This is a genomic window from Microbacterium aurugineum (genome assembly GCF_023101205.1).
Taxonomy (GTDB): Bacteria; Actinomycetota; Actinomycetes; order Actinomycetales; family Microbacteriaceae; genus Microbacterium; species Microbacterium aurugineum.
Genome location: NZ_CP078078.1, coordinates 234153 through 255755, shown reverse-complemented (window position 1 = coordinate 255755; position 21603 = coordinate 234153). Strand labels below are relative to the sequence as shown.

21 protein-coding genes are annotated in these 21603 nt (G+C 69.8%); 8 read left to right on the top strand and 13 right to left on the bottom strand.

Annotation, left to right across the window (positions count from 1 at the left end; genetic code table 11):
- Nucleotides 1–81: 81 nt before the first annotated feature.
- Nucleotides 82–1281, bottom strand: coding sequence for a bifunctional phosphopantothenoylcysteine decarboxylase/phosphopantothenate--cysteine ligase CoaBC (gene coaBC / locus KV397_RS01195; protein WP_261811967.1), 1200 nt, complete (start codon nt 1279–1281; stop codon nt 82–84).
- 67 nt (nt 1282–1348) lie between these two features.
- Here coaBC and KV397_RS01190 point away from each other — a divergent pair, with 67 nt between their 5' ends.
- On the top strand, nt 1349–2050 hold the full coding sequence (locus KV397_RS01190) for an NRDE family protein (RefSeq protein ID WP_261811966.1): 702 nt from the start codon (nt 1349–1351) through the stop codon (nt 2048–2050).
- A 173-nt stretch (nt 2051–2223) separates the two neighbouring features.
- Here the strand turns inward: KV397_RS01190 and KV397_RS01185 are convergent, their stop codons facing one another.
- Complete coding sequence (locus KV397_RS01185) at nt 2224–3198, bottom strand: GlxA family transcriptional regulator (protein ID WP_153243048.1); 975 nt, start codon at nt 3196–3198, stop codon at nt 2224–2226.
- A gap of 87 nt (nt 3199–3285) precedes the next feature.
- Here KV397_RS01185 and KV397_RS01180 point away from each other — a divergent pair, with 87 nt between their 5' ends.
- Nucleotides 3286–3447: a hypothetical protein gene (locus KV397_RS01180; protein WP_165875520.1), complete on the top strand. Its 162-nt coding sequence runs from the start codon at nt 3286–3288 to the stop codon at nt 3445–3447.
- Nucleotides 3448–3505: 58 nt separating this feature from the next.
- Nucleotides 3506–4072 (top strand): hypothetical protein, encoded by a 567-nt coding sequence (locus tag KV397_RS01175; protein WP_153243049.1) that lies wholly within the window; start codon nt 3506–3508, stop codon nt 4070–4072.
- A gap of 74 nt (nt 4073–4146) precedes the next feature.
- On the opposite strand, the gene KV397_RS01170 is transcribed toward KV397_RS01175, so the two are convergent.
- Together KV397_RS01170 and KV397_RS01165 are read right to left on the bottom strand one after the other, a co-directional pair.
- Complete coding sequence (locus KV397_RS01170; protein WP_261811965.1) at nt 4147–5376, bottom strand: glycosyltransferase family 4 protein; 1230 nt, start codon at nt 5374–5376, stop codon at nt 4147–4149.
- 5 nt (nt 5377–5381) lie between these two features.
- Nucleotides 5382–6614 carry a glycosyltransferase gene (locus KV397_RS01165; RefSeq protein ID WP_131494462.1) on the bottom strand — a complete coding sequence of 411 codons (1233 nt, stop codon included), beginning with the start codon at nt 6612–6614 and terminating at the stop codon, nt 5382–5384.
- A gap of 125 nt (nt 6615–6739) precedes the next feature.
- On the opposite strand from KV397_RS01165, the gene KV397_RS01160 reads away from it, so the two are divergent.
- A complete protein-coding gene (locus KV397_RS01160) occupies nt 6740–7327 on the top strand; it encodes a hypothetical protein (RefSeq protein ID WP_131494463.1) in 588 nt (195 codons plus the stop codon).
- Here the strand turns inward: KV397_RS01160 and KV397_RS01155 are convergent.
- From KV397_RS01155 to KV397_RS01130, 6 genes are all read right to left on the bottom strand, one after another.
- A complete protein-coding gene (locus KV397_RS01155) occupies nt 7295–9013 on the bottom strand; it encodes an amidohydrolase (RefSeq protein ID WP_261811964.1) in 1719 nt (572 codons plus the stop codon). The two genes, KV397_RS01160 and KV397_RS01155, sit on opposite strands and share 33 nt — an antisense overlap.
- Before the next feature lie 2 nt (nt 9014–9015).
- The gene (locus KV397_RS01150) at nt 9016–9861 is read right to left on the bottom strand and encodes an ABC transporter permease (RefSeq protein ID WP_047523802.1); all 846 of its coding nucleotides are present in this window, start codon (nt 9859–9861) and stop codon (nt 9016–9018) included.
- Complete coding sequence (locus KV397_RS01145) at nt 9858–10742, bottom strand: ABC transporter permease (RefSeq protein WP_248570429.1); 885 nt, start codon at nt 10740–10742, stop codon at nt 9858–9860. Before KV397_RS01145 ends, KV397_RS01150 begins: the two co-directional genes overlap by 4 nt.
- The gene (locus KV397_RS01140; protein WP_153243054.1) at nt 10735–11913 is read right to left on the bottom strand and encodes a polyamine ABC transporter substrate-binding protein; all 1179 of its coding nucleotides are present in this window, start codon (nt 11911–11913) and stop codon (nt 10735–10737) included. The genes KV397_RS01145 and KV397_RS01140 overlap by 8 nt, the downstream gene beginning before the upstream one ends.
- Nucleotides 11910–13070, bottom strand: coding sequence for an ABC transporter ATP-binding protein (locus tag KV397_RS01135; RefSeq protein ID WP_153243055.1), 1161 nt, complete (start codon nt 13068–13070; stop codon nt 11910–11912). Before KV397_RS01135 ends, KV397_RS01140 begins: the two co-directional genes overlap by 4 nt.
- Nucleotides 13071–13218: 148 nt before the next feature.
- Nucleotides 13219–13491: a metal-sensitive transcriptional regulator gene (locus KV397_RS01130; protein ID WP_017202671.1), complete on the bottom strand. Its 273-nt coding sequence runs from the start codon at nt 13489–13491 to the stop codon at nt 13219–13221.
- Nucleotides 13492–13560: 69 nt separating this feature from the next.
- Between KV397_RS01130 and KV397_RS01125 the strand changes: the two genes are divergently transcribed.
- The 3 genes from KV397_RS01125 to KV397_RS01115 are packed head-to-tail and all read left to right on the top strand — an operon-like array spanning nt 13561 to nt 16306.
- Nucleotides 13561–14838 (top strand): DUF445 domain-containing protein, encoded by a 1278-nt coding sequence (locus KV397_RS01125; protein WP_261811963.1) that lies wholly within the window; start codon nt 13561–13563, stop codon nt 14836–14838.
- Nucleotides 14839–14840: 2 nt separating this feature from the next.
- Nucleotides 14841–15773, top strand: a complete 933-nt coding sequence (locus tag KV397_RS01120; RefSeq protein ID WP_261811962.1) for an arginase family protein — start codon at nt 14841–14843, stop codon at nt 15771–15773.
- On the top strand, nt 15770–16306 hold the full coding sequence (locus KV397_RS01115) for an ATP-binding protein (protein ID WP_261811961.1): 537 nt from the start codon (nt 15770–15772) through the stop codon (nt 16304–16306). Before KV397_RS01120 ends, KV397_RS01115 begins: the two co-directional genes overlap by 4 nt.
- A gap of 5 nt (nt 16307–16311) precedes the next feature.
- Here the strand turns inward: KV397_RS01115 and hutI are convergent, their stop codons facing one another.
- From hutI to hutH, 3 genes are read right to left on the bottom strand one after another with little or no spacing between them, the layout of a single operon-like run.
- Nucleotides 16312–17487: an imidazolonepropionase gene (hutI, locus tag KV397_RS01110; protein WP_261811960.1), complete on the bottom strand. Its 1176-nt coding sequence runs from the start codon at nt 17485–17487 to the stop codon at nt 16312–16314.
- A 12-nt stretch (nt 17488–17499) separates the two neighbouring features.
- Entirely contained in the window at nt 17500–19194 is a 1695-nt protein-coding gene (hutU, locus tag KV397_RS01105; protein ID WP_261811959.1) for a urocanate hydratase, read from the bottom strand.
- The gene (gene hutH / locus KV397_RS01100; RefSeq protein WP_261811958.1) at nt 19187–20728 is read right to left on the bottom strand and encodes a histidine ammonia-lyase; all 1542 of its coding nucleotides are present in this window, start codon (nt 20726–20728) and stop codon (nt 19187–19189) included. Before hutH ends, hutU begins: the two co-directional genes overlap by 8 nt.
- 52 nt (nt 20729–20780) lie before the next feature.
- Between hutH and KV397_RS01095 the strand changes: the two genes are divergently transcribed.
- Nucleotides 20781–21554: an IclR family transcriptional regulator gene (locus tag KV397_RS01095; protein ID WP_407665293.1), complete on the top strand. Its 774-nt coding sequence runs from the start codon at nt 20781–20783 to the stop codon at nt 21552–21554.
- Nucleotides 21555–21603 lie beyond the last annotated feature (49 nt).

Genomic DNA, 21603 nt, shown 5'->3' with positions numbered 1-21603 from the left:
GCTCCTTCTGGTCGTCCCCCGCCTGCCGGGTCGGAAGGCGGGATCAAAGTTGAGTGTTGTTGACTCAAGTTTAGCATTCCTTCAGCGCGCGCGTGCGATCGCATCCCAGATCGCGGCCGCGACCGCGCGCTTCGACCCCGATGCACTGCCCGCGTCGGCACCGTTCGGTCCAAGGATGTGCACGGCGTTCTCGGGGCTCTCGAATCCCCGCTCCCACCCGACCTCGTTCACGATGAGCAGGTCCACGCGCTTGCGGTGCTGCTTGCGGCGGGCACGGGCGAGGAGCTCCGATGCATCCTCCGGAGTCTCCGCGGCGAACCCGACCACGAGCTGACCTGATCGCCGCTGCGAGGCGAGCGCCGCGACGATGTCCTCGTTCTCGACCAGCTCGATGGCGGGGATCCCACCCCCCTCCTTGGTGAGCTTGCGCTCCGACACCGCCGCCGGTCGATAGTCCGCCACCGCCGCCGCCATCACGACCACATCGGCGAGGGAGGACTCGTGCGTCATCGCCTCGGAGAGCTCTGCCGCCGTCCCGACCGACACGACACGGATCGACGGGTGCCGCACCTCGGCGAGCACCTCGCCCGAGATGTTGGCCGACACCAGGGTCACCTCGGCCCCTCGGGCGGCGGCCTCCGCAGCGAGCGCCGCCCCCTGCCTGCCACTGGAGCGGTTGCCGAGGAAGCGCACCGGATCGATCGGCTCACGGGTGCCCCCCGCCGAGACGACCACGCGCACACCGGCGAGATCACCGGGAGTCAGCAGCGCCTGGGCGGCGGCGAAGATCTCCTCGGGCTCCGACATCCGGCCGGGGCCGCTGTCACCGCCGGCGAGCTCTCCGTCCGCGGGGCCGACGACGTGCACACCGCGCTCCCGCAGCGTCGTGATGTTCGCCTGCGTCGCGCGGTTCCGCCACATCTCCGCATGCATCGCCGGGGCGATCAGCACCGGAGCCTCGGTGGCGAGCAGGGTCGTGCCGAGGAGGTCGTCGGCGAGCCCGGCGGCCATCTTGGCGATCGAGTTCGCCGTCGCCGGCGCGACGATCACCAGCTCGGCGTTCTGCCCCAGGGCGACGTGCCGCACCTTCGCGACGTCGTCGTGCACGCTCGTGGTGACCGCATGACGACTGATCGCCTCCCAGGTCGGGAGCCCCACGAAACGCAGGGCGTCCTCCGTGGGCACCACGGTCACGTCGTGCCCACCCTTCGTGAGCAGGCGCACGAGGTGCACCGTCTTGTACGCGGCGATGCCGCCTGTGACTCCGACCACGATGTTCACGTCTCGATTCTGCCCCAGCATCCGCCGCCATGGGCCGACACCTCTTCCTCGACCTAGACTTGGATGCGTGTGCACGGTTGTCATCGATGTCGAGAAGGCCGGCTCGGCACGACTCCTCGCGGTCCGCGACGAAGATCCGCTGCGGGCGTGGGACTCCCTCGGACCGTGGTGGCCGGAGGACCATCCCGGTGTGATCGGGATCCGCGATCGGCGCGCCGGGGGCGCCTGGCTCGCCGCGAACCCCGCCGAACGCCGGCTCGCGGTGCTGCTGAACCGGGCGGACGTGAGCGACCTCCCCGCCGCGCGGGCCGTCTCCCGCGGCGCCCTGGCACTGGAATCGGTGCAGGGGCGCTCCCCCGTCGCGCCCCTCTCCATGCACGGCTTCAACCTGCTCGAGGTCGGCCCCGAAGGCGCGCGCGTGCTGTCGTGGGACGGCGTCGAACTGCGCGAGACACGCATCGATCCCGGCACGCACATGATCGCGCACGATGACCTCGACGATGCCACGACCCCGCGGATCGAAGCCTGGCTGCCGGAGTTCCGCGCCCTGGGCCCGACCGCTGACAGCGCCGACTGGACGGCTGAGTGGACCGCGCTCCTCGCCTCCTCCGCCGAGCTGCCGCCCGAAGACGACCGGGCCATCATCCGCGACAACCGCCCGCACGGCTATCCCACCCAGTCGCTGCTGTACTGCATCGCCACCGTGACCCCCGAGGGCGTCGAGGTCCGCGACGTGACACTCCCCTCCCCCGCGCACCTTCCGGAGTGACACTCCCCTCCCCGCCCCCACCCCCGCACTCCCCCACTCCCGCACTCCCCCACTCCCGCCGAGACCCCCGCCTGTCGTCGACGCCCCTCCTGTGTCGCGCCGCCCAGCGGGGGCGTCGACACTCAGCGGGGGCGTCGACCTGATCACGCACCGAGGGGAAGAGGGGAGGGGGGTCAGGCGGCGGGAAGCGCCGGCTCCTCGACGCAGGAGAATCGCGCGCGGTAGGCCGTGGGGGTGAGGCCGAGGACGCGGGCGAAGTTCTGCCGCAGCACCGCCGCCGACCCGAAACCGCATTCATCCGCGATGTGCTCGAGCGGAAGACCGGTGCGCTCCAGCATCCGCTGCGCGTGGATGATGCGCTGACGGGCGAGCCAGGCCGCGGGTGTCGCGCCGTACTCGGCCTTGAACCGCCGGGCGAAGGTCCGCGGTGACATCAGCGCCCTGGCGGCGAGCTGCTCGACACCCAGATCGTCTCGCAGGTGTTCGACGGCCCAGTCCGCCACCGCGGCGAGCGAGTCGGTGGGGACCTGCGGGATCGGTCGGTCGATGAACTGCGCCTGTCCGCCGTCACGCTGCGGCGGAACGACCATGCGCCGTGCGATGCGGTTGGTGAGCTCGGCGCCGACCTCCTGACGGAGCAGGTGCAGGCAGGCATCGATCCCCGCTGCCGTGCCCGCGCTGGTGATGACCTTCCCGTCCTGCACGAACAGCACGTCGGGGTCGATGTCGATCTGCGGGTACATGTCCGCCATGGTGTGCGCGTACATCCAGTGCGTGGTGGCTCGACGCCCGTCGAGCACTCCGGCCGCCGCGAGGATGAAGGATCCGCTGCAGACGCTCATCACCCAGGCGCCACGCGCGACGGCGTGCCTGGCGAGCTCGAGCAGCAGCGGATCGATGTCTCCCCAGTGCTCCCGGGGAAGGGGGCAGAACACCACCAGATCCGCCTCGTAGGCGAACGTCAGATCGTGCTCGACGTTGACCGAGAAACCGATCTTCGACGCCACGACGCCCGCGCGGGGGGCGACGATGCGGAAGTCGAAGTTCGGCACACCATCGTCAGCGCGATCGAGGCCGAACGCCTCGCACGCGACGCCGAACTCGAAGGGTGCGAACCCGTCCTGGATGACGCAGGCGACCGTCTTCATGTACACGCTCCCGAATGGCAGTTTTCATACGCTCAGAGTCTTCTCTGCCACTCGTGGCGGTTCAACGATGAACGTAGCGTTTCTGCCATGATACTCGTCATCGCACTTCTCGCCCTCGCCGCCTGGGCGACGATCGCCACGTTCGTCGAGCTCCGCCGCGACGGCTACCGTCGCGTGCCGACGGACTGGAGACGCCTCGCCGGCCGCGACCTCCACCAGGAAGCGGAGTCCGGACGCCTCTACCGGTGACCTCGGTGCAAGGCGAGGCGCGGTGCACATCCGGCAATCCACGGCTACGCTCGACGTCATGAGCGAGCCCGTGCAGCCTCCCGTCCCGCCTTCCGGACACGACCTCCCGGCCGCTCCGGCGGCACCGCCGCCAGCCGCCACGCCTCTGCCCGCCGCGCCTCAGTACCCCGCGACGGCGCAGGGGTACCCGAGTGCTCCTCCGTATCCGACAGCACCGCAGGCGGCCGCCCCGCCACAGGCGTATCCGACGGCGAACCCGGCTCCCCAGGCCTATCCGCTGGCCCCTTCCGGCCGACCGGCACCCGTCCGCGAGAGCAATCCGCTCGCTCGCGCGGCCTTCATCATCGCTGTCGCCACCTTCGCGATCAATCTGTTCGGATCCATCGTGCGGCCATTCGTCTACAGCGGTGGCGGCGTCGGCGGATACGAGTTCATGCTCGCGTTCGACAACGGGATCGGCATCCTGAGCTTCTTCGTCTACGTCGTGGCGCTGATCCTGGGTCTGATCGCGATGCGCCGCGCCGGGTCGAGACTGCTCACCGGCATGGCGATCGGCATCGCGGGAGTCGGCGCCATCGGGTTCGTCTTCACCAGCATCGCCATCACGCTGCTCCAGTTCATCTGAGAGCGGACGGCGTCTCCACCGAGAACGGACAGCATCGCCCCGTCACCTCGACGCGTGCTCGGGATCGCGAGCTCTCAGGGCCTCGCGAGCACCCGCTCGTAGACGGCGATCATGGCGGCCGTGCGCGAGGACTGCCGGAACGCCTCGGCGACCTCGGGGACCGGAACGGGGGCGGTGCCGCCCGCGATGTCGGAGGCGGCCCGCCGCAGGGTTTCCGCGAGTGCGGTGACCCTCTGCACCTCGATGTTCCGGCTCGACGCCGCAGGGTCGACATCCGGTACCGCCCAGAGTCCGCCGCCGAGTTCCGCGCCGATGTCGGGGTCGCAGATCACGGAGGGCGTGCCGAGCGTGGCCGCCTCGAAGGGGGTCATCCCCTGGGTCTCGAAGCCGATCGACGTCTGCACGAGCGCGTCGGCGGCGGCGATCCGCTCCAGCGTCTGCGCGTAGGTCAGCCGTCCGGCGAATCGCACGCCGTCGATCCCACGGACGACCTTCTCGGCGGCCGCACGCTGAGCGCCGCCGCCGATGATCTCCAGGTCCGCATCGACGCCCGAGGCGACGAAGGCCCCCAGGAACGGGAGCAGGCGCTTCTCCGGACTCATCCGTCCGAGCCACACGAATCGCGGCCGTCCCGGTTCCCGAGTCGCAGGACGCGCGGCGAGCGTCTGCGCGCGCAGGTCGTCGTCGATGCCGTTCCAGATCACGTCGACCTGCGGGAAGACGTCGTGCTGTTCCAGGCGCCGGGCGAAGTGGGTCGACGGCGCGGTCACGGCCGATGCCCCGGCCGCGAGTCCGCGCAGGAACGCCCACCCGTCCCGCCCGCGCACGGATCGTCCGATGCCGCGCATCGCGATGCCTCGCCACGTGTTCAGCACCGCGAGCACGGGCCGGTGCAGCGGGGTGACCGCGGCGATCCCGACGTCCACGCGGTTGTGCATGGTGTGCACGACGGGGAGTCCGTGCCGCTGCGCGTAGCGATGCCCGATGAACGCACCCCAGAAGTCGGCCTGCACGTGCACCAGGTCGACGGGGGGACGGCGGGTCATCGCCCGGTCGAGGAAGCGGTCCGTCGCCCGGCCCGGCCAGCTCATCGAGTACTCGCGATCGACCGTGATCGGCATCGACGGCAGATCGACGAAGGCGCCGCCGTGAGAGCCGGATGACGCCCGCGAGCCCTGCATCCTCGGCGCGACGACCGTGACGGTGTGCCCGGCTCGTTCGAGGAACTCGCGTTGGAGCCGCATCGACACCTGGGCCCCGCCGAGGGAGTCGAGGTGCTGATCGCCGAAGAAGACGATGTGCATGGCCGCTACTCCGGCAGCGGCTCGTCGCGGTACAGCGCCTCGAAGGTGTCGAGGGTGCGGTTGATGTCGTGGATCGCGACGCCGTCGAGCGAGGCCCGCTGCATCCGCTCGTACTCCGCAGGCTCCGCCGTGAGCACGTCGGTCAGACGCGCGGCGAGCTCGTCGACGTTCCCAGGCTCGAACAGGTAGCCGTTCTCGCCGTCGTGCACGAGGTGCGGGAGGGCCACGGCGTCCGCGGCGACGACCGGCAGGGCCGAGGCCATCGCCTCCATCGTCGCGATGGACTGGAGCTCCGCGATCGAGGCGATCACGAACAGGCTGGCACGGGACAGCAGGGCCCGGAGCTCCTCATCGCTCGTGCGCCCGTGGAAGGTCACTCGATCGGCGAGTCCGAGCTGGGCGGTCAGGTGCTCCAGCTGCTTGCGCTGGTCGCCGCCGCCGACGATGTCGAAGGTGGTGTCGAGTGCGGGGTCGAGCTTCGTCATCGCCTTGAGGATGACCTCGACCTGCTTCTCGGCGGTGAGCCTGCCGACGAAGATGATCCGGTTCTCGTCGCGCGGGGCGAGGACAGGCGTGTACTGGGTGCGATCGATACCGCAGCTGACCGGGATCACGCCCTTCACCTCGACCGTCTTCTCGAGGAAGTCGGCGGCACGGCGGGTGGGTGTGGTGATCGCACGGGTCTTGTCGAACGTGCGCTTGGCGTCCGCCCACGCGAACTTCAGCACGAGGTCGTCGATGAACTTCGGCATGGTGGTGTGGTCGAGGATGTTCTCGGCCATGACGTGGTTGGTCGCGATGACCGGGATGCCGCGCTCGTTCGCGATGTACGCGAGTCCGCGCCCGATCACGATGTGCGACTGGATGTGCACGACATCCGGCTGCACCTGATCCAGGACCTTGCGGGCATAGTGCTTCGATCGCCACGGCCACACGAACCGCAGCCAGTCGTGCGGCGCCCAGCGCACCGACGGCAACCGGTGCAGGGTCATCGGCTCGCCCTCGATGACCTCGGTGTGCGGCTGGGCACGGCGATACGCCTGGTTGGGCGCCACGACGTGCACGTCGTGGCCGCGCTGCACGAGGCCGGCGGCGAGGCGCTCGGCGAAACGGGCGGCGCCGTTGATGTCGGGCGCGAACGTGTCGCAGCCGATCACGATCTTCAACGGTCGGGGCGCGGATTCGGCGGCGGGGCCGCGCGACGGATCGGTCGGATCGTCGGAGGAGGTCACAGACATGCTGCCTTACGATGTGGCGGCCAAGGAGGAGCCCTGGTCGGGCGCTGGCCACTCTACCCGAGCGCCCTGATTCCACGGCCGAGGCGTACCGGCATCCCCTCAGCCTCAGCCGTTAACGTGGGAGCATGCGACTGACTGCCGAGGCCGATCCCCAGCTGTGGATTCCCGTGACGGACTCGCTCGGATGGAAGGGGCGCCGGCACCGGAAGGCGGCGATCCGGATGCTGCTCGGCCAGGTCAACGCCGCCGTCGGTGCGACCGAGCGCCCCGGCTCGAGGTTCGGTGCCTGGGCGATGAGCCAGGCGGCACCGATGCTGATGAAGCGGGCCGACGGGCGCGTGCTGGTGTGGACGTGGAAGGCGGAGCCGGAGCTGGTCGTGGCGATGGCGACGGCGCAGGTACTGACACCGGAGGTCCGCATCGCCCGCGCCTCGATGCCGATGGACTACGACGACACCGAGTCTTTTCCGAGCCGACTCGGCGTGGGCGAGAAGCTCCTCGTGCCGATGCCGCCGTCTCCCGCGTCTCCCCCGTTCGCCACCTACACCTGGGACACCGGGACGCATCTGGTCACGCTGACGGCGGTGTGCAGCGACAAGGAGCGGTTCGGCACGCTGACCGGCGCGCTCGACGACCTGGCCCGCAGCCTCCGCATCGCCGACGACCTCACGGGCGGCGAATCACCCGAGGTCCTGCGCCTCGACCCCGCCTGACCGACCGCGGGAGTCCCCCGCGACCCCGTCGGCCGCGTCGTACACCCGCACGCCTTCGACCCAGGTGCCGTGCACCTCGGTGAGCCCGATCTCCTCGACGGGGTGCGCGAACGGGTCGCGGTCGAGCAGGGCGAGGTCCGCCCGCATCCCCACCGCGATCGTGCCGGTGTCGTCGAGGTGGTTCACGTACGCGGATCCCGAGGTGTACGCGGCGAGCGCGGTCCCGAGGTCGATCGCCTGCTCCGGCAGGAACGGCGGATAATCCCCCTCCCACTCGGTCGGAGCCGACCGGCGGTTCACGGCCACGTGCATCGCGGCGAGCGGATTCGGGGTGCTCACCGACCAGTCGCTGCCCGCGGCGAGCACGGCTCCGGAGCGCAGCAGATCACCGAAGGGGTACTGCCAGGCGCTGCGCGTGTCCCCGAGGAAGGGGATCGTGAGGTCGACCATCTGCGGCTCCAGTGTGGCCCACAGCATCTGCATGTTCGCCGTCACGTCGAGCGCTCGGAACCGGGGGACGTCGTCCGGGTGCACGACCTGGATGTGCGAGATGTGGTGCCGGTTCCCGCGCGGACCGTTGTGCAGGAGGGCGGCTTCGACCGCGTCGAGGCACTCGCGCACGGCACGGTCGCCGATGGCGTGGAAGTGCAGCGTGAACCCGAGGGCATCGAGCCGGGTCGCCGCTTCCTTGAGCAGCTCCGGCTCGACGAACGAGATGCCGGAGTCCTCACGCGGATGCCCGTGGCCGTCGCAATAGGGTTCGAGCATCGCGGCGGTGAAGTTCTCGGCCACACCGTCCTGCATGATCTTCACGCTGCGGGCACGGAAGCGACCGACGGAGCTGGCAGCGCGCCGTTCGACGATGTCCTCGATCTGCTCCAGGCCGCGCGAGCGGTCCCACCACAGGGCGCCCACGACCCGACCGGTGAGTTCCCCGGTGGCTGCCGCGGCACGGTACGCGGGCAGCGGGTCACCCGCGTCGCCGTACTCGGTGCCGACGATCGCATCCTGCCAGGCGGTGACGCCGAAGGAGTGCAGGTACCGCTGCCCCTGGACGAGCGCCTCCACCAGACGCTCGACGGGCTCGGCCGGGAGCAGCCGGTTCACCAGGCCCATCGCTCCCTCGTGCAGGGTTCCGCTCGGGGCACCACCCGCGTCGCGTTCGATGCGTCCGTCCGCGGGATCCGGGGTCTCCGCGGTGATCCCGGCGAGCGCGAGCGCCCGCGAGTTCACCCAGGCGCCGTGCCCATCGCGATTGGGGAGGAAGGCGGGGCGATCGGGCACGACCGTATCCAGATCCGCGGCCGTCGGCGTACCTCCGGGAAAGGCCGACATCTGCCAGCCACCGCCCAGGATCCATTCGTCGTCGGGGTGCTCCGCGGCGTACTCCGCGATCCGCGCCAGATACTGCTCACGCGTCGCGAGGCCCGAGAGGTCGCACCGGAGCATGTCCAGTCCGCCCCACACCGGGTGCACATGCGCGTCCTGGAACCCGGGCACGAGGAGCCCACCGGCCAGATCGACGACCTCGGTGTCCGGGCCGATCATCTCCGACAGGTCGTGGCCGATCGCACTGATGCGGCCGTCGGTGACCGCGACGGCGCGAGCGGTGGACCGCGCTGCATCGGAGAGGAACGCCCTCCCGCCGCGGGAACCACCGGTGAAGACGAGGTCTGCCACTCTCATGCTCAGCCTCCCGCCATCGTGCGGGCGATCTCGGTCGCCGAGTCACCGGCACGCTTGAGCACCACCGCCACCAGCGCCAGAGCGAGGAGGGTGAGCACGAGCATGATGGTCGACACCGCCGCGATCTCAGGACGGAGTCCGCTACGCAGTGCGCTGAGCACGTACACCGGCCACGGTGTCGTGCCGGACACCTGCACGAACGCCGACACGACCGTGTTGTCGAGGCTCAACGTGAACGAGAGCAGGAACCCGGCGAGCACGGCCGGCATCGCCAGCGGCAGCGTGATCTTCAGGAAGGTCCGCACCGGCGGGGCGTACAGGTCGGCGGAGGCCTCTTCCAGGCGGGCGTCGAGTCCGACCAGTCGCGCCCGGACGATGTACGACACGATCGCGATCGAGAACAGCGACTGCCCGACCACGAGCCTCATCGTTCCGTCGTTGAAGATCCCGATCCCGGCGTCCTGGCCGAGGAAGACCAGCCAGGGCAGCAGCGCGACGGCATCCACGATCTCCGGGGTGACCGAGACGAGCAGCAGGAGCCCGAGGAACCACCACACCCACTTGCCGGGGTTGCGGGCCATCGCGATGCCGGCCAGGGTTCCGAGCGCGGTCGCGAGCAGGGCGGCCAGCAGGCCGGTGCGCACCGACACCAGCACCGCGTCGCGGATCGCCGGCTTGTTGACGATCGCGAGGAACGAGTCGAAGCCGAAGTGGTCCCACGAGACCAGCAGGCGGCCGACGTTGAACGAGTAGACGATGATCACCAGGATCGGCAGGAACAGGAACAGGAAGACGAGTCCTGCCCAGATCGGCAGCAGGAGACGTGCTGCTCCACGACGTGAACTCATGAGCTCTCCCCCAGGACGAGTCGGTTGCGTTGTCTGAGCGGCAGTGTCACGAGCCAGAGGAGCCCGGCCGCGACGGCGATCGAGATCATGATGACGATGATCAGCAGCACCGCCATCGCCGAACCCAACGCCCAGTTCTGCGCGGTCTGGAACTGACTCGCCACGACCTGCCCGATCATGTTGCCCTTCGCGCCACCGAGCACGGTCGCGGTGATGTAGTCGCCCATGAGCGGGATGTACACGAGCAGCACGCCCGCGATGATGCCGGGTCGGGCCAGGGGCACGGTCACCCGGACGAAGGTCGTCGCGCTGTTCGCGCCCAGGTCCTTGCTCGCCTCGCGCAGCGGACCCGAGACCCGGTCGAACGCGACGAACAGCGGGAGGATCATGAGCGGCAGGTAGTTGTAGACCACGCCGAGCAGCACCGCACCCCGCGAATACAGCAGGTCGAGGGGACCCGGGATCACGCCGATGCCCTGGAGCAGCTGCGACAGCCAGCCCTCCGGGGCGAGGATCACCTGCCAGCCGATCGTGCGCACCAGGAAGTTCGTCCAGAACGGCACCATGACGAGGGCCAGCAGCAGTCCGCGCTTCGACGGCGGCGCCTTCACGGCGATCCAGTACGCGACCGGCGCCCCGATCACCAGGCACAGCAGCGTGCCGAGGATGCCGATCCACAGGGTGTTCAGGAAGGTGCTGAAGAACGTGGGCGAGAGGGCCTCGAGGTAGCGGTCGAAGGAGAGGTGGTCGAGGGCGTGGGTGGCGAAGATGCTCGGCTTGTAGCCGAAGCTGAAGACGATGACCATGCCGATGGGGGCGACGAAGAAGATCAGCAGCCACACCCAGGCGGGGATCGCGAGACCGAACTTGAGCTTAGGCACCGGCGGCCGCCTTCATCGAGTTCCAGATCGCGACGACCCGGTCCTGAGCGTCCGTCAGCTTGCCCTCATGCATGGTCTGCACCTGCTCCTCGTCGAAGAACACCATGTCGAGCCGTTCCAGACCCGCGGCCTCCGCGGCTTCGCGGACGCCGGAGATGCCCGTGTCATAGCCGATGTAGTCGACCTGCGCGAGCTGCACATCGGGCTGCAGGACGAAGTTGATGAACGCGTGCGCCGCCTCGGGGTGCGGCGCGCCCGCGGCGATCGCCCAGTTGTCCATCCATAGTTCGGTGGCCGGACTCCCGAGCACCCATTGCCAGCGGTCGGGGTCGTCGGACTCGAAGATGCCCAGGCGCGCGTCGCCGTTGTAGGACTGCAGCAGAGCGTGCGACGCCTGCGGGATCGACGAGCCCCCCGGGTAGGAGTCGAACGCCGAGATGTGCGGCGCCAGATCCTTCACCAGGAAGTCCTCGACCGCGTCCAGGTCGTCGGGGTCGGTCGTCGTCCAGTCGATGCCGTTCGCCCAGAAGTAGATGCCGAGCAACGGCGCCGGGTCATCCAGCACCGAGGTGGAACCGGACGCCTCGTTCTGTGCGGCGTCGATGAAGTCGTTCCAGGTGGTCAGCTCCCGCGAGATCACCCGCTTGTCGTAGACGAACCCCGTGGTGCCCCATGCCTTGCACACCGAGTACTCGTTGCCCGGATCCCAGGCGCGCCCGCGGAACTCCGGGGCGACGTGCTTCATGTTCGGCAGCAGGTCGAGGTTGAACTTCTGCAGCAGCCCGTTCTCGGCCATCGGCCCCACGAAGACTCCGGTCGGCACGACGATGTCGTACCCCGACGTGCCTCGGGCTGCGACCAGCTTGGCGATCAGCTCCTCGTTCGAGTTGAAGGCGTCGAGCACGATCCGCGGACCGTTCTCGGCCGTGAACTGCTCGAGCACCTCCGGCGCGTCGTAATCGCCCCAGCTGTAGATGGAGAGCTTGTCCTCCAGCGGTCCGCCCTTGGCGTGCACCGCCGCAGCGTTCTGGCCGGGGGTGCAGGCGGTGAGCACGACGGCCCCGCCCGCCAGCAGCGCGGTGGCGAGGAACCCGCGACGGGAGAGTTCGGTGCGGATCACGCGGGCGGCGCTCCGGTGCGCGAGCACGCGGACCGGAGGAGCGCCCGTCACCGGCCTCCCTCCTTGGGAAGCGCGATCACGTGCGTGGCGGTGGTCGGGATGCCGTCGGCGGCGAAGAGTCGCACATCCGCGGGATCCCACACGCAGCGAACCTCCTCGTCGACTCCGACGCGCGGCGCGGTGGGCGCCGGCATCCTCGAGAGGAACGTCGCATCTTCGCCGACGCGCACGGCGACCTGCATGGTCTCGCCGAGATGCGAGACACCGAGCACACGACCGCGCGCGCCGGTGCCTTCCCCCTGCTCGAGCCGCACATACTCCGGGCGGATCGCGGCGACGGCGGGCTGCCCGGCAGCGACCCGCTCCCCGCCCCAGCGCCCGGAGATCGCACCGATCGCGGTGTCGACGGCATCTTCGTCGGAACGGACGGTGCCGTGTACGAAGTTCTGCTGGCCGATGAACGAGGCCACATACGCGGATGCCGGTTCCGCGTAGATCGCCGCCGGCTCATCGAGCTGCTCGATCCGGCCCGCACGCATCACGGCGATCCGGTCGCTCATCGACAGCGCCTCGGCCTGATCGTGCGTGACGAAGACGAACGTGGTGCCGAGTCGCGCCTGCAGGAGCTTCAGCTCGAGCTGCATCTCCTCGCGCAGCTGCCGGTCGAGGGCGGCGAGCGGCTCATCGAGCAGGAGCACGCTGGGGCGGTTGATGAGGGCTCGCGAGAGGGCGATGCGCTGCTGCTGACCGCCCGACAACTGGGTGGGCTTGCGATCGGCGAAGCTGCGCAGCTGCACCATGTCGAGCGCCTCGCTCACCCGGGTCCGCTGCTCCGACTTGGGAACGCCTCGCTGCTGCAGTCCGTACGCCACGTTCTCCGCGACCGACAGGTGCGGGAACAGCGCGTAGGCCTGGAAGACCGTGTTCACCTCGCGTCGATACGGCGGCAGACTCAGCACGCTCCGGCCCGAGATGCTGATGTCACCGGCGTCCGGATACTCGAAGCCCGCGATCATGCGCAACGTCGTGGTCTTGCCGCAGCCCGAGGGTCCGAGCAGCGAGAGGAATTCCCCCGGCTGCACGTCGAGGGTCAGATCGTCGACGGCCACGGCGGTGCCGTAGCGCTTGGTGACGCGGTCGATGCGTACCGCACCGGTGGCTGTGGGTGTGTCGAGCGTCGCCGAAGACGCGGGCAGAGTGCCGGGCATGGAGCCTCCCCATTGAGAATCGCTTGCGGCGAGTCTGTCACAGGAAGGGCCTCAGGTATAGCGAAATCGGAAGTCTCTTGATCAATTCGCAACGGTATCCGTTGCAATTCTCGAAACCTGCGACCGATTAGCGCCTCGGGGTGATCTCCTACTTGCGGTCGAAGTCGAAGGCCTTGAGCAGTTCGAGGACGGCCTTGTCGCGCTCCTCGCCGCCCTCATCGAACATGTGGGTGACGTGCGTGCGCAGGTGGTTCTCGAGCAGCAGCCGGTTCAGCGATTCGAGGGAGCGCTGGATCGCCCGGGACTGCGTGATGATGTCCATGCAGTACTCCTCGTTCTCGATCATCCGCGCGACACCGCGCATCTGCCCCTCGAGGATGCTGGTGCGGTGCAGAGCACGCTTCTTGATGTCTTCGATCACCCCTTGAGGGTACTCCGCCCGCTGCGAAGCGAGACCTCCCGCCCACGCCCACCGTGAAAGGATGACGTCATGCCGCGAACACCGATGACGCAGCTCTCGCCCTCCGACCAGGAGCGCCTCCGCGCGCTCCGGCGCATGAAGGCGGTCGCCCTCGGAGCACTGCTGTTCATGGCCGTCGTGTTCGTGATCGCGTTCGCCTTCCAGCAGCGGGTCGGCTGGCTCGGCTATGTCCGCGCCGCCGCCGAGGGAGGGATGGTCGGCGCGCTCGCGGACTGGTTCGCCGTCACCGCGCTGTTCCGCCGTCCGCTCGGGCTGCCGATCCCCCACACCGCGATCATCCCCAACCGCAAGGACGAGATCGGACGCACGCTCGGAGAGTTCGTCGAGACCAACTTCCTGGCCGGAGACGTCGTGCGCACCAAGCTCTCCAGCACGCACATCGCGCTGCGCGCCGGAGAGTGGCTGCGCGAGCCTCCGCATGCCGAGCGGGTGGGTGCCGAAGGAGCCACGATCGCGACCGCCGTCTTGGGCGCGCTGAGTGACGACGACGTGCGCGACCTCATCACCGACCTCGCCCGCGAGCACCTGGTGGCTCCGGAGTGGGGGCCGCCGGCCGGCGCCTGGCTCGAGAAGATCGTCGACGCGGGGGCCCATCACGGCGCGGTCGACCTCGCCGCCGACAGCATCGCCCGGTGGCTCGACGCGAACGCCGCATCGTTCACCGGGCTCGTCTCTCGGCGTCTCCCCGGCTGGGTGCCGAAGCTGGCCCATCGCTTCGTCGACGACACGGTCTACCACGAGGCGGTCAAGTTCGTGCATGCGGTGCAGGCCGATCCGCATCACCCCGCACGCATCGCGGTCGACGGCTACCTGACCCGCCTGGCGGACAACCTGCAGAACGATCCGGCCACGCGCGCCAAGCTCGAGAACGCCAAGGCCTCGCTCTTCGACAGCCCGCGGGTCGGCGCTCTGGCGGCTGAAGCGTGGAACACCGCGAAGAACGGCCTGCTGACCGCTCTCGCCGACCCCGACAGCGGGCTGCGTCGCCGTGCCGTGCAGGCGCTGCAGGAAGTCGGCGAGCGCCTGACCACCGACGTCGCGCTGCAGCACCGCGTCGACACCTGGGTGTCGGACGTCGCCGTGTTCCTCGTCGACCGCTACCGGCACGACATCGCCTCGATCATCACCGACACCGTCGAACGCTGGGACCCCGCCGAGACGACCGAGAAGATCGAGCTCATGGTCGGCCGCGACCTGCAGTACATCCGCCTGAACGGCACCTTCGTCGGCGCCCTCGCGGGTCTCGCCATCTTCTCCCTCGCCCACGCCCTGATCCCCGGAGTCTGACCATGACGCCCACTTCCCGACCGTTGAGTCACGACCCGCTCTGGCCCCGCGCCGGCTCCTGGCCCGCTTTCACGGCTACGGCCGATGCCGTGCTGCTCGGGGTGCCGACCTGGCGCACGTCACTCTCGCCGACCGGAGCCCACGCGACCCCGGCCGCCATCCGCGAAGCGCTTCCCCGCTACGGGACGACGCTGATGGGTCCGCCGGTGCTCGAACTCGACGAGGTTCTGCGCATCGCGGATGCCGGCGATGTGAGCGATCCGGACGGCGCGGACGGCGAGGCGAGGGTCATCTCCCGCGTGCGTGAACTCGCCGAGGCGACGAAGCTCGTGATCGCACTCGGCGGCGACAACTCGCTCACGTATCCGGTCGCGCTCGGCGCCGAAGCCACGGGCCTCATCACGTTCGACGCGCACTTCGACCTGCGCGACGGCGTCTCCAACGGCACACCGGTACGACGCCTCGTGGAAGACGTCCCGACCGCGTCCGCACTGACGACCACCCGGATCGACCCGACCAGGATCGTCCAGATCGGCATCGCCGACTTCGCGAACTCCGCCGCCTATGCGCGGCGCGCGGCCGACTGGGGCATCCGCGTCGTCACGCTCGACGAGGTGCGCCGTCGCGGCATCGACGACGTCGTCGCCGAGGCGCTCGAGCTCGCCGGTGCGGGGGCGGCCCCGCGTGTGCACCTCGACATCGACGTCGACGTCTGCGACCGGTCGGTCGCGCCCGGCTGCCCAGCGAGCGTCCCCGGTGGGCTCCACGCGTGGGAGCTGCGTGCCCTCACGCGTGCCGTCGCCGCGGATGGGCGCGTCGTCAGCGCCGACCTCGCCGAGGTCGATGCGACCACGGACGCGGAGGACGCCCGCACCGTCCGTCTGGCGGCGCTGTGCGTGCTCGAGCTGCTGGCCGGCCTCGCGTCCCGCCGATGAGGATCGTCGTCTCCGGTACGCACGCGAGTGGCAAGAGCACTCTGATCGCGGACTTCCTCGCCGCGCATCCGGAGTATCTCTCGCTCGGGGACCCGTTCGACGACCTCGAGGAGGAGGCGGTCGACCCGTCCGGGGAGGCGAGCTTCGCCGGCCAGCTGCGGATAGCGGCCGGACGCCTGCACGCCACGGCGGGTCAGCAGGACGTGATCGCCGAGCGGGGACCGCTGGACTTCGCCGCCTACCTCATCGCCCTCGAACGGCTCGGGCGGAGCGACGGCGCACTCGTGGAACGTGCGATCGCGATCGCCGAGGACTCTCTCGCTCGCGTCGATCTGGTCGTGCTCGTCCCGCTCGATGAACGCCGGTCGATCCGCATCCCCGCGGACGAAGACCCCGCACTGCGCGAGGCGATGGACCAGGCTCTGTTCGACCTCGCGGACGATCTCGCGCAGGACACCGGAGTGCGTCTCCTCACGGTCGCCGGGGACGGTGAGACGCGGCTGGCCACGCTGGTCGAGGCCATCGCGGAGTGACGGCGTCACCCCACCGGGTCGCCGTCCTTCCACACCTGCCGCACGAGCGGGACCCCCGGCCGGTACGCGAGGTGGATCCTGGTCGGTGCGTCCAACAGCACGAGATCGGCCCTGGCACCGGGGGCGATCACCCCGACGTCGTCCCGGCGGAGTGCCTTCGCTCCGCCGGCCGTCGCCGCCCACACGGCTTCCCCCGGGGTCATCCCCATGTCCCGGACGGCCACGGCGATACAGAACGGCATCGATGAGGTGAAGCTCGACCCCGGGTTCGTGTCGCACGCCAGCGCCACGGTCACGCCCGCGTCGATCAGGCGCCGCGCGTCCGGATACGGCTGCCGCGTCGAGAACTCGACACCCGGCAGCAGAGTGAGCACGGTGTCGGAGCCGGCGAGCGCTCCGACATCGGCATCCGTCAGATACGTGCCGTGGTCGATCGACGCCGCGCCGAGCTCGACCGCCAGGCGAACGCCGTCGCCCGGGCCGAGCTGGCTCGCATGCACCCGGGGCGCGAGTCCGCGCGCGATGCCGGCCTCCAGCACCCGACGCGACTGCGCCACCGTGAAGGCTCCGGTCTCGCAGAACACGTCGATCCACTTTGCGTGCGGAGCGCAGGCATCGAGCATGGGCCCGGTGACCAGATCGACGTACTCGTCCGACCGCTCGGCATACTCGGCGGGGACCACGTGCGCGCCGAGGAACGTCACCTCGGGCGTCACCTCGGCGGCCAGGCGCACCAGGCGCTCCTCGTCGACGACGCTCAACCCGTAGCCGCTCTTGATCTCGACGGTCGTCGTGCCCTGCGCGAGCATCTCGTCAAGGAAGCCGCGCAGACGTGCACGCAGCTCATCCTCGGTTGCGGCACGCGTGGCGGCCACGGTCGAGCGGATGCCACCGGCGGCGTACTTCTGCCCTGCCATGCGGGCCTCGAACTCGGCCGCGCGCTCGCCGCCGAAGACCAGGTGGCTGTGACTGTCGACGAACCCGGGGATCACGGCGCGCCCGCCGGCATCGATCACCTCCTCGGCCGCGGGCGCATCCGCAGCGGCGCCCGCCCAGGCGATCCGTTCGCCCTCGATCAGCACGGCCGCGTCGGTCAGGGTTCCGGTACGGTCACCGGGCCCGTCGCCGTGCAGCGCGACGTTGGTGGTCAATTCCGCGATGTTCGTGAGGAGCGTTGCCATGTCCTGAGCCTCTCAGAGCATCGGTATGTTCAGACCACGCTCGCGCGCGACCTCGCGGGCGTGCTCGTAGCCCGCATCGACGTGACGCATCACCCCGGTGCCGGGGTCGTTCGTCAGCACGCGCTCCAGCTTCTCCGCGGCGAGCGCAGTGCCGTCGGCGACGGTGACCTGACCGGCGTGGATCGAGCGGCCGATGCCGACGCCGCCCCCGTGATGCAGCGACACCCACGAGGCGCCGGAGGCCGTGTTGAGCAGCGCGTTCAGCAGAGGCCAGTCCGCGATCGCGTCCGAACCGTCGTTCATCGCCTCGGTCTCCCGGTACGGCGATGCCACCGACCCGGAGTCGAGGTGGTCGCGACCGATCACGATCGGCGCCGACAGCTCACCCGAGGCGACCATCTCGTTGAACCTGAGTCCGGCGAGGTGACGCTCCTTGTAGCCGAGCCAGCAGATGCGTGCGGGCAGCCCCTCGAAGTGGACCTTCTCGCCGGCCTTCTCCAGCCAGCGGTGAAGGGCGGCATCGTCGGGGAAGAGCTCGGCGATCGCACGGTCGGTCTTGTAGATGTCCTCGGGATCGCCGGAGAGGGCCGCCCAGCGGAACGGTCCGCGTCCTTCCTCGAACTGCGGGCGGATGTATGCCGGCACGAACCCGGGGAACTCGAACGCCCGATCGAAGCCTCCGAGCTGAGCCTCGGCACGGATCGAGTTGCCGTAGTCGAACACGGCTGCACCGGCATCCTGGAACGCGACCATCGCCTCGACGTGCGCGGCCATCGACGCGCGCGAACGGCGCGTGAACTCTTCGGGGTCGCGTTCCGCCTCGGACTTCCAGTCCGCCACGGTGATGCCGACCGGGAGGTAGGCGAGCGGATCGTGGGCGCTGGTCTGATCGGTCACGATGTCGATCGGAAGGCCCCGACGCCGCAGCTCGGGGAACACCTCGGCCGCGTTGCCGACCACTCCGACCGAGAGGGCTTCGCCCGACTCCTTGGCCGCGACCACTCGGGCGACGGCCGCATCGAGGTCGGTCGTGTACTCGTCGAGGTAGCCGTGCTCCACGCGCCGGGCGAGACGCGACTCGTCCACGTCGACGATCAGCACCGCGCCGTCGTTCAGGGTCACGGCGAGTGGCTGAGCGCCGCCCATCCCGCCCGCGCCGCCCGTGAGGGTGAGTGTGCCACGCAGAGAGTCACGACCGAGGGAACGGGCCACGGCGGCGAACGTCTCGTAGGTCCCCTGCAGGATGCCCTGCGTGCCGATGTAGATCCACGATCCGGCCGTCATCTGTCCGTACATGATGAGCCCGAGTTCCTCGAGCTTGCGGAACTCCGGCCAGGTGGCCCAGTCCCCCACCAGGTTGGAGTTGGCGATCAGCACGCGCGGCGCCCACTCGTGGGTGCGGAAGACACCCACCGGCTTGCCCGACTGCACCAGCAGCGTCTCGTCCGGTTCGAGCTCGTCGAGGGTGCGCACGATCGCGTCGTACGCCTCCCAGCTACGGGCCGCCTTACCGGTGCCGCCGTAGACGACGAGGTCTTCGGGGTGCTCTGCGACCTCGGGATCGAGGTTGTTCATCAGCATGCGCTTGGCGGCCTCGGCGCCCCAGCTCTTCGCCGTGCGCTGATTGCCCCGGGCGGCGCGGACGACGCGGGATCCAGTAGCGGTGGGCTCAGGTGCGGTGGACCCAGTAGCGGTGGGCTCAACCATGGATGTGCTCCTTTGCGATGCGGGCGACGGCGCCCGATTGGACGAGGGCGGTGACGGCCTCCATCTCCGGGGAGAGGAAGCGGTCGGGTCCGGGACCCGCTGCGACGGTGCGGACGAGATCGCGCACGGCGCCGGTCACGGGTCCGGCTTCCAATGGCGCCCGCAGGTCGAGAGCACGCGCGCCGGTGAGGATCTCGATGGCGAGCACTCGGCCGAGGCCGTCGATCGCGCGCCGCAGCTTGCGGGCGGCGGCCCACCCCATCGAGACGTGGTCCTCCTGCATGGCGGAGGACGGGATCGAGTCCACCGACGCCGGCACGGCCAGGCGCTTGAGCTCGGAGACGATACCGGCAGCCGCATACTGCGCGATCATCAGGCCGGAGTCGACACCGACCTCGTCCGCGAGGAAGGGGGGCAGACCGTGGTTGCGGGCGGGATCCAGGGCGCGGTCCGTGCGCCGCTCGGAGACGGAAGCGACATCGGCGACCGAGATCGCGAGGAAGTCGAGGACGGCCGCGACCGGAGCACCGTGGAAGTTCCCGTTGGACTCGATGCGTCCGTCGACGGTGATCACGGGATTGTCGATCACGCTGGCGAGCTCGCGGTCGGCGATCATCGCGGCGTGTGCCATCGTGTCGCGCGCCGTGCCGTGCACCTGGGGCGAGCACCGCAGCGAGTACGCGTCCTGGACACGCCCGTCATCCGGTCCCTTGTGGCTGGCGACCATCGGCGAGTCCGCGAGGAACCGGCGCAGGTTGCCGGCCGACTCCGTCTGACCTCTCTGCGGTCGCAGCGCCATCAGGTCGGCAGCGAACACCGCGTCGGTCCCCAACTGGGACTCCACCGACATCGCCGCGGCGACATCGGCGGTGACGAGGAGCGTCTCGAGATCGTGCAGGGCCAGCACCAGCATGCCGAGCATGCCGTCCGTGCCGTTGATGAGAGCGAGCCCTTCCTTCTCGACGAGGGTCAGGGGCTCGATCCCGGCGCGTGCGAGGGCAGCGGAGGCCGGTACCAGCTCCCCGGAAGCATCACGCACCTCCCCCTCTCCCATCGCGGCGAGGGCGATGTGGGCCAAGGGGGCGAGATCGCCCGAGCAGCCGAGCGAGCCGTACTCGCGAACGACCGGCGTGATACCGGAGTTCAACAGCGCCGCGTAGGTCTCGACGACGATCGGCCGGACGCCCGTGCGCCCCGAAGCGAGGGCCTGCAGACGCAGGAGCTGAAGCCCGCGTACGACCTCGCGCTCGACCTCGGCGCCGGTGCCCGCGGCGTGCGACCGGATCAGACTCGCCTGCAACTGGAAACGACGGTCCGGCGCGATGAAGGTGGTCGCGAGGGCACCGAAGCCTGTGGAGACGCCGTAGTGGGGATTCGGATCGGCAGCGAGACCGTCGATCACTCGACGGGTCTCGGCGACCCGAGTGAGTGCATCCTGGAATATCGACACAGGAGCGTCGTGGCGGGCGACGGCGACGACGTCGGCAGGCGACAGCGGGGCCGCTCCGACAAGCACGGGGGCGAGTTCGGTCATGACTCGATTCCACACCCGGTGGGGCCTGCAGGACACCGGTTCGTGCCATGCTGTGTCTGTGATCCCAGACAAGCCAGAGGCCGCGAAAGTCCCCGCCGCCGACCACACGCTGCGCATTCTGAGCTATCTCGCGGGACGCCCCGCCCCGGTGGCGGCGTCGGCGATCGCGCGGGAGCTCGAGCTGCCCCGCTCGACCGTGTACCACCTGCTGTCCACGCTGGCGGCTCACGGCTTCGTGCTCCACCTGCAGGAGGAGCGCCGCTGGGGCCTCGGCACGTCGGCGTTCGAGCTCGCCGGCGGGTACACCCGACAGCAGCCGCTCGCTCGGCGAGGCGCTCCCCTGGTCGCGGCGCTGTCCGACCGCCTGGGCGAGAGCGCCCACCTGGCAGTGATGAGTGGTGGGGACGTGCTGTACATCGTCGAGGAGCGTGCGCCACGCCGCCCCGCACTGGTGACCGACGTCGGAGTCCGCCTTCCGGCTCACCTCACCGCGTCGGGCCGGGCCATGCTGGCTGCGCTGCCCCGCGAACAGGTGCGCGCGCTCTACCCCGATACGTCTGCGTTCCCGGTTCGCACGGGCCAGGGGCCGCAGACACCACGCGAGCTGCGGGAGCTGTTGCGCGAGGTTCGAGCGCGGGGATACGCGACCGAGGACGGTGAGGTCGCGGTGGGCCTGCGCAGCGTCGGCGCAGCCGTCCTCGATGCCTCGGGATGGCCGGTCGCAGCCGTCGCCGTGACCTGGGGCATCGAAGAGTTGGACGAAGCTCTTCTGGCCAGGGCTGTGCAGGAGACCGCAGCCCTGCTGGAGTCTCGGCTGAGACGGTGAGACTTAACGCAAAATGGCCACCCAGCGTTGGGTGGCCATTTTGTTTAAA